General features: G+C 57.8%; 8 protein-coding genes. 4 read left to right on the top strand and 4 right to left on the bottom strand.

Annotation, left to right across the window (positions count from 1 at the left end; genetic code table 11):
• Positions 1 to 164: 164 nt before the first annotated feature.
• Positions 165 to 656: a hypothetical protein gene (locus ACH2EH_RS08440; RefSeq protein WP_395140730.1), complete on the top strand. Its 492-nt coding sequence runs from the start codon at positions 165 to 167 to the stop codon at positions 654 to 656.
• On the opposite strand, the gene ACH2EH_RS08435 is transcribed toward ACH2EH_RS08440, so the two are convergent.
• Positions 591 to 839, bottom strand: a complete 249-nt coding sequence (locus ACH2EH_RS08435; protein WP_395140729.1) for a hypothetical protein — start codon at positions 837 to 839, stop codon at positions 591 to 593. The genes ACH2EH_RS08440 and ACH2EH_RS08435 overlap by 66 nt on opposite strands.
• 21 nt (positions 840 to 860) lie before the next feature.
• A complete protein-coding gene (ald, locus tag ACH2EH_RS08430; RefSeq protein ID WP_395140727.1) occupies positions 861 to 1,976 on the bottom strand; it encodes an alanine dehydrogenase in 1,116 nt (371 codons plus the stop codon).
• Between the two features lie 162 nt (positions 1,977 to 2,138).
• Between ald and ACH2EH_RS08425 the strand changes: the two genes are divergently transcribed.
• A complete protein-coding gene (locus ACH2EH_RS08425) occupies positions 2,139 to 2,903 on the top strand; it encodes a phytanoyl-CoA dioxygenase family protein (protein ID WP_395140725.1) in 765 nt (254 codons plus the stop codon).
• Positions 2,900 to 3,976, top strand: a complete 1,077-nt coding sequence (locus ACH2EH_RS08420) for a PDZ domain-containing protein (RefSeq protein WP_395140723.1) — start codon at positions 2,900 to 2,902, stop codon at positions 3,974 to 3,976. The genes ACH2EH_RS08425 and ACH2EH_RS08420 overlap by 4 nt, the downstream gene beginning before the upstream one ends.
• A 20-nt stretch (positions 3,977 to 3,996) precedes the next feature.
• Here ACH2EH_RS08420 and ACH2EH_RS08415 read toward each other — a convergent pair whose 3' ends face one another.
• Entirely contained in the window at positions 3,997 to 4,311 is a 315-nt protein-coding gene (locus ACH2EH_RS08415; RefSeq protein WP_395140722.1) for a carboxymuconolactone decarboxylase family protein, read from the bottom strand.
• Positions 4,312 to 4,878, bottom strand: a complete 567-nt coding sequence (locus ACH2EH_RS08410; RefSeq protein WP_395140720.1) for a hypothetical protein — start codon at positions 4,876 to 4,878, stop codon at positions 4,312 to 4,314.
• A 22-nt stretch (positions 4,879 to 4,900) separates the two neighbouring features.
• On the opposite strand from ACH2EH_RS08410, the gene ACH2EH_RS08405 reads away from it, so the two are divergent.
• The coding region (locus ACH2EH_RS08405; RefSeq protein ID WP_395140718.1) for an NUDIX-like domain-containing protein at positions 4,901 to 5,220 on the top strand (320 nt) is incomplete at its 3' end.

The following is a 5,220-nucleotide window of genomic DNA, read 5'->3' as shown; positions in this document are numbered from 1 at the left end:
ACCGGGCAATACGCCGCACGGTACCCCGCCGCCTGCACGGCGGCGATCCATTTCTGGGGTGTCGAAATATCCCCGAACACGGGGCCACCTAATCGCATACTACTATCCTACCAGAACTATCAACGATATAATACAGATACCTGGTCGTGGGTTATGAGGTGCAAATGTCTTTCCGCTATGATTTGCGAGTTTTTCATGATGAGTTGGATGTTGCTCTGGTTGAGAGGACTTTTCGAATGAAAGGAAATTATTACGAAACTTCAGTTTTTAGTGAAACAAGAAAACATCGTGATTTTACGGATTGTTATGAGAAGAAATTTTGTTGGTTGAGACCTTTTTCTTATAAGCAATCGATTTTGGCGGGAGATAATCTTGAAGGGAATTTAGAACTCTGGGTGAAGATCCTTATACCTTTCAGGAAAGAGATTCTCTCGCTGGTGGAACTTGGATATTTAATTGTGATTGATTGTTCAGGTTATGTATCGGGTCCACGATTTCAGTTCTCCCTTCATCAAAAATCACTGTCACTCTTAAAAGATTTAGGAATTGATGTTGATTTCTGCTTTTGGTGTGAACAGTGTGCGTTTTCATTACCTTCTGGAGGAGATGTGAGCATCGCAAATAATCGAGATTTGGCTGGTGTGGAAGAACCCTAGCTCTCGGCTTGGGTAGGTGCGCTGAAGCTCGGAGTAGCGCCGAAAAACCGATGCGGCGGCTTTATCGCTCTCCAGAATCGCCAGCTCGTCCACACTCCACTGGCCTGCTTCTTGGTGGCCTCGGATGACTTCAAAAATAAGCCAGCGGTTGGGGAACTGCTGACGTGCTTCGCTCCAAGTCATTTCTAATTCCTCAAGCGTATTTTATCCCAGCAAGCTCTCCGGGGCGACGAAGGGGATCTTGAACTCTTCAGAAAGAGGCTCGTAGGTGAGCTTGCCTAGGGCGATGTTCAAGCCCTTGCGTAGGCCGGCATCGTCTTTGAGGGCTTTCTTCCAGCCTTTTTTGGCGAGCGCGAGGACATACGGGAGAGTGGCGTTGGTGAGCGCTGCCGTGGACGTGTGCGGGACCGCGCCGGGCATGTTGGCGACTCCGTAGTGCAGGACGCCGTCCACAAAGTAGGTTGGATTTTGGTGCGTTGTCGGGTGCGTCGTCTCGATACAGCCGCCCTGATCCACCGCTACATCCACGATCACCGCGCCTTTTTTCATCTGCGCGACGACGCTTCGGGGAACGAGTGTGGGAGCTTTTGCGCCTTTGAGCAGCACGGCACCGATGAGCAAGTCCGCTTGCAGCGCTTTCTCGCGGATCGCGGCGAGTGTGGAGTAGAGCGTGCTGACATTCTTTGGCATGACATCGTCTAAGTAGCGCAGGCGAGGGATCGAGACATCAAAGAGGCTGACATTTGCCCCGAGGCCCGCCGCCATCTTCGCAGCTTCCGTGCCGACCATGCCACCACCGATAATCACGACGTTTGCCGGCGCGACGCCGGGAACCCCGCCGAGCAGAATCCCGCGCCCCCCCATGGCGCGCTCTAAGTACTTTGCGCCCTCCTGCACTGCCATCCGGCCCGCCACCTCGCTCATCGGAGCAAGCAAAGGCAGGAGACCATCGGGGGTCTCCACGGTCTCGTAGGCGATACAGATCGCGCCCGATTCAAGGCAGGCGTCCGTGAGCTCGCGGCTGGCGGCAAAATGGAAGTACGTGAAGAGGATCTGCCCGGAGCGCATCAGCGGCCACTCGTTAGGCAGCGGTTCTTTAACTTTGATGACCATCTCGCTACGGGCGAAAACTTCCTCTGCTGATGAGATAATCTGCGCCCCGGCGGCGGCGTAGTCCTCGTCCTCGAAGTTGATCCCCGAGCCGCAACACGTCTCCGCGAGAACCGTGTGGCCCGCCGTGACAAGCGCCTCGACGCCCGCGGGGAGCAGACCCACACGGTTTTCGTCGTCTTTGATTTCTCGAATAACTCCTACTATCATGGCCAGAGTATACCCAATAAATTAAGACTGTCTGCGGAAAGTCCGCAGTGCACGGAGCGTTTTATTGAGCCACTGTGTGACCGGTGCCACATCGGAAAGAGCAAGGTGTTCCCATGTGAGCAGAACGTCACTTCCAGACGGCTCCTATGGTATCCTTTTGGCATGCAGTTTAGCGACAATCAAATCACTTTCTTTCGCACCGAGGGCTGGCTGGCGGTGGAGGATTTCTGGAGCGAGCGCGAGGTTATGGCAATGTGCGCCGAGCTGACGCGCCTGAAATCCGAGGGCAAGCTACGCAATGTGGCTACCGAGGGCGATGGCAAGACCCACTCGGAAACGAGGGTCAATCTCCAGCTCTGCCCGATGTGGCCGCACTCGGATCTCTACAAAGCGATGCCGTTTGCCGCTAAAGCTGTCGCCGCAATTGAGGCGCTCCTGGGAAGCCCGGCGCTGCTGCACCTGGATCAGGTCTTTCTCAAGCCGGGCAGGCAGGGGGCGGGGACAAACTGGCACCAGGACAATGCATACTTTCAGATCCCCGACCCACTGAAGGGCACGGCGCTCTGGACCGCTGTCCACGATGCCACACTCGCTAACGGGACACTCAGAGTCATTCCCCGCGCCTTCTCTGAGCTGCTTCCCCACGAGCGTGATGGCTTCTCGGATCATCACATCCGCTGCTGGCCCGACGAGACTAAGGCAATCCCGGTGGAAATTAAGGCCGGAGGCGTGATCTTTTTCTGCTACGGGACGCCCCATGCGACGGGTGCGAACAGAACCGATCTCGAGCGGGCTGGTGTCGCGCTGCACTTCATCCACACCGACCAGAGTGGTCAGGCGCGTAGTGGCTTCGAGCCCGGTAAGCGTCCTCCCCTCGTCGCGGATCAGGCCACGTGGGAAGCACAAGTAGCCTCGGTTCTCGAATGACACAGCTCTCTTGGCGTACGGAAAAAGATGCCTTTTTCGAGGAAGCGCACACACGCCAGCGGCTGGTTTTTGTGCTCTTTGCGTGCCCCCGGGAGAAACGCACCACGCCGATTCTGCGCGGCGAAAATCCCGCACTGGTACGCCTGCTCACCGAGCGTTTTGTACCGGTTCATATCACCAGCCTCAAAGACATTGATCTGGGCCTTTTCCGCTTCGACTACGACCAGCAGCTCCTGGGCCTCGTGCTCACCCCCGGCGGTCAGACGCTTGCTCGCTGGGGCGGCGACGATCTCTCCGCGCGGTCTCTGATTGCGCTGCTGGAGCGCGTGAAATTTGTCGAGGCGTCGGTGTTCAAGGCGCAATTGCCCCGGACTATCGCGCAGAAGTTCCCCGCGTTTGCCCAGACGAAACGTGCCAATGAGGCGTGCTACCACTGCCACTACGCCCACGACGCTGAGCTTGCACAGCAGCGCCACGCGGGAACATTTAGGAAACTCGCGCTCTACCGCTACCCGCCACCAAGCGTCCTTGGCATCACGCTGGATGAGCGCAGCCGAATTGTCGCGCTCCGGCCTGGCTCCCCGGCGGCCAGGGCGGGACTGAAAAAAGGCGAGGTACTTGTGCGTCTTGGAGACCAGCCAATTTATACTGCCGCCGATCTGTCGTTTGCTCTGGATGCGCTCCCCGAAAACACCCGCTCTATCTCGCTCAATGGCAAGCGCCTCACACTCTCGCCCCACTGGCGCGTCTACGACATCTCCGCCCGGCCCTCACAGGGGGCGATCCCGCCGATCTTTGGCTTCTGGGAAGAGCCGATCTTGGGCAGTAAAACCCTGGCGCTCAAAGTCAGCGCGCTCTTTCCCGGCGAGAAGTGGAAAGCGTCCCAGGGCGGCTTAAAGCTCGGCGATGTGATCGTGGCTGTGGACGGCAAGACTCTCCAGCAGATATCCCCACGCCAGTTTCATACCTGGCTGCGGCTGAACAAAGACGTGGGCCAGAAGCTACGTCTGACGGTCTTACGCGATAGCAAGCGCCTCATGCTGACGCTGCCCTGTTTGGACATTGCGTTTTGACCGCCGTTTTCAGCCGACGGTTATTTCGGCGGTGCCCAGCCGCGCGGGTCGTAGTCTAGGCCGAAGGCGTCGGCCATGCGGTTGAAGAAGGCGAAGAGGGCGGTGTCAAATGTTGCCTCGAAGATCTGCTCGTCGGTCCAGCCCACTTGTCGTAGCGCCTCGACATCAATATCCGACACTTTGGCAGGCTCCAGGGTCAGCCGCTTCACAAAGCCGAGCAGCTCGCGCTCCTTGGGAAGCAGGCCCTTAGCTTTGGTCAGATCGCCCGTTCCTACTGCGTCCACATCACTGAGATCTTGTCCCTGCGACCGCAGGAATCCGCCATGGCTAGACACTCAGTATTTACACCGATTCAGCGCCGAGACATAGGTCGCGACCAGCTCTTTCTGACGACGCGTTAAGGCACCATCGGAGAAGTGCATCATTCCCGCAAGCTGCTGCACCATCACCATGGCCTCGGGCTTGACGCTCATGGTGCGCATGATGCCCGGAATCTGCTGCGGCGTCTTGAAGGGCATCCCCAGCTTCTTGAGAGTGTCAAAGTGTGGGTCGCTGGTCTCCATCACCCAGTCAATACGCGCCACATCGCTGGCCGCACGGATAAACTTCATCAGCTCATCGGGGTTGGCGGCCTTGCCTGTCTGACGGCCCCGGCGGTCGAAGATCAGCGCCATCGGTGTCGCGGTAATCTCGTTTTTCTTGGCAATGGGCTCGTCACCCGTCTTGAGATGAATGACTTTAAGCGCAACGGGCTTTCCCTCAAGCTGCTTCTGGACACTCTCGTAGAACTGCTGCTCTAGTAGACTGCTGGGCTTGTAGAAGAAAAATATCGTCGGTTGCTCAGGCACAAGGTGATTGGCGAGCACCACATCGGCTCCGGTAGAGAGCGGCGTCTGTCTCATACTTGCTATGGTACCATGACCCATGTTCGTCCGCGCCTACCCCGCCGGCAAGCCTGTCGTGCTGCCCGCTGGCCCGTATCTGCTTCTGCCGTTTGTCGCCGACGGGGAGCTACTCGTCCACAACGACCCTCTTGAGGATAGTTACGGGGCGAGTTTGCTCCGTGGCGACAGTGCCCCCGACAATGCGCTCTATTTGGGTGACCTAGACGGCGTCGCTTGTCTGGCCTACTCCCAGACGCCCGCCGCTGATGACGATGCCGTGGAGCCTGAGGGGATTCGTCGGCTAGGGCTGCGTGCGCTCTTTGGGCACCTGTCAGACGAGGAAACTACCGTGGCGGGCTA

Source organism: Armatimonas sp. (genome assembly GCF_043760365.1).
Taxonomy (GTDB): domain Bacteria; phylum Armatimonadota; class Armatimonadia; order Armatimonadales; family Armatimonadaceae; genus Armatimonas.
Note: the sequence above shows the minus strand (reverse complement) of the source record. Positions and strands in the feature narration are given on the sequence as shown.

What these genes read in the sequence shown, in the direction of transcription:
- ACH2EH_RS08440 (WP_395140730.1), top strand. Translation starts at nt 165, where the DNA reads ATGTCTTTCCGCTATGATTTGCGAGTTTTTCATGATGAGTTGGATGTT.
- ACH2EH_RS08435 (WP_395140729.1), bottom strand. Translation starts at nt 839, where the DNA reads ATGACTTGGAGCGAAGCACGTCAGCAGTTCCCCAACCGCTGGCTTATT.
- ald (WP_395140727.1), bottom strand. Translation starts at nt 1,976, where the DNA reads ATGATAGTAGGAGTTATTCGAGAAATCAAAGACGACGAAAACCGTGTG.
- ACH2EH_RS08425 (WP_395140725.1), top strand. Translation starts at nt 2,139, where the DNA reads ATGCAGTTTAGCGACAATCAAATCACTTTCTTTCGCACCGAGGGCTGG.
- ACH2EH_RS08420 (WP_395140723.1), top strand. Translation starts at nt 2,900, where the DNA reads ATGACACAGCTCTCTTGGCGTACGGAAAAAGATGCCTTTTTCGAGGAA.
- ACH2EH_RS08410 (WP_395140720.1), bottom strand. Translation starts at nt 4,878, where the DNA reads ATGAGACAGACGCCGCTCTCTACCGGAGCCGATGTGGTGCTCGCCAAT.